General features: G+C 52.7%; 1 protein-coding gene. It reads right to left on the reverse strand.

Annotation, left to right across the window (positions count from 1 at the left end; genetic code table 11):
- Nucleotides 1-266 precede the first annotated feature (266 nt).
- Nucleotides 267-1,103: toprim domain-containing protein (locus tag EK22_RS21840; protein ID WP_036254501.1), on the reverse strand; the 837-nt coding region annotated here is incomplete at its 5' end.

The following is a 1,103-nucleotide window of genomic DNA, read 5'->3' on the forward strand; positions in this document are numbered from 1 at the left end:
GCGGTCAAGAAAAATCGTCCACTCCAGTTAAGCTCTGTACTTGACTTGACTTGACTTGACTTGACTCGTCTCGGCTCCATACCGATTGGGACTTTTGTAATTCAGGTGCGAATGTGCAGGCGATGGGGATTATAAAACATCGCGATGATAAGTTTTTAGCCAATTTAACTAAATTTCATACTTTACAAAAAGTTAGCTGAAATTATGGCGAAATATTGACGAGGTTATCCACAGAATTTGTGGATAACCTTTACAAACGACTTGGACTATCCGACTTTCATAGCGCGACGCGACCGCTGCTCTTGTGTAATATCCTGCTTCTGTTCCCGTTCGAGCTGTTGCATCCGCTCTTGACGTTCCTCCTTTTCAAGAAGCGCCTTGCTTATAGCCGCTATAGCTTGGCGCTCAACTCCATTCCGCCCTAGCTCACTTTTGGTGGCAAGATCGTTAAAATCGGTGAAGCTCTTGGGATTATCCTCTTGCTCTCCAGGTGCAAAGATTGGGAAGATCGCCCTGCCGCCTACAGCCTTTGCCGCTTCCTCGGCTTTCATCCGGCCGGGATTGATTCCCTGGGTAGCCTCTAGGCGTCTATCGTCGTCGCCGGCAATAATGATCGGCTTATCAGGATATTTCTCGTGCAGTGCGCGGGCAACAGTGGGCAGGTTGCCCGAATCAAAGGCTGCGACGGTAGCCTGGCCCAGCGCCTCAGACAAACTGGCTGCCGTAGCATAGCCCTCGGCAATGACCAGCACCGGCGCTACCGCCAGAGCACCCATGCCGCCAACCGGATGAAAACATCCTTCCTTCCGGCTGTCCTTGGCAAACCGCTTGGTGCCGTCCTCCTGGATGTACTGCATTGTCCATTGCTTGCCGTCCACGTCGAAGGCGGGGATGTAGGTCGTTTGTCCTTCCTTATCCGTCAGAGCGCCGGCGTGCGCCTGGATGCCTTTGTCTTGCAGATATGGGGTCGGTTTGTCAATCGGCATCAGGATTTCCATTTGGCGACTGATACGTTGCGCGGTGGCTTCATGCAGACGTTCTTGCTCGGCTGCCCGTTCGGCCAGCTTGGTTGCGGCTTCGGCCTGCAGTTTTGCTTTCTCTTG

Origin of the sequence: Methylobacter sp. BBA5.1 (genome assembly GCF_000746145.1) — a bacterium.
In the GTDB taxonomy this organism is placed as follows: domain Bacteria; phylum Pseudomonadota; class Gammaproteobacteria; order Methylococcales; family Methylomonadaceae; genus Methylobacter; species Methylobacter marinus.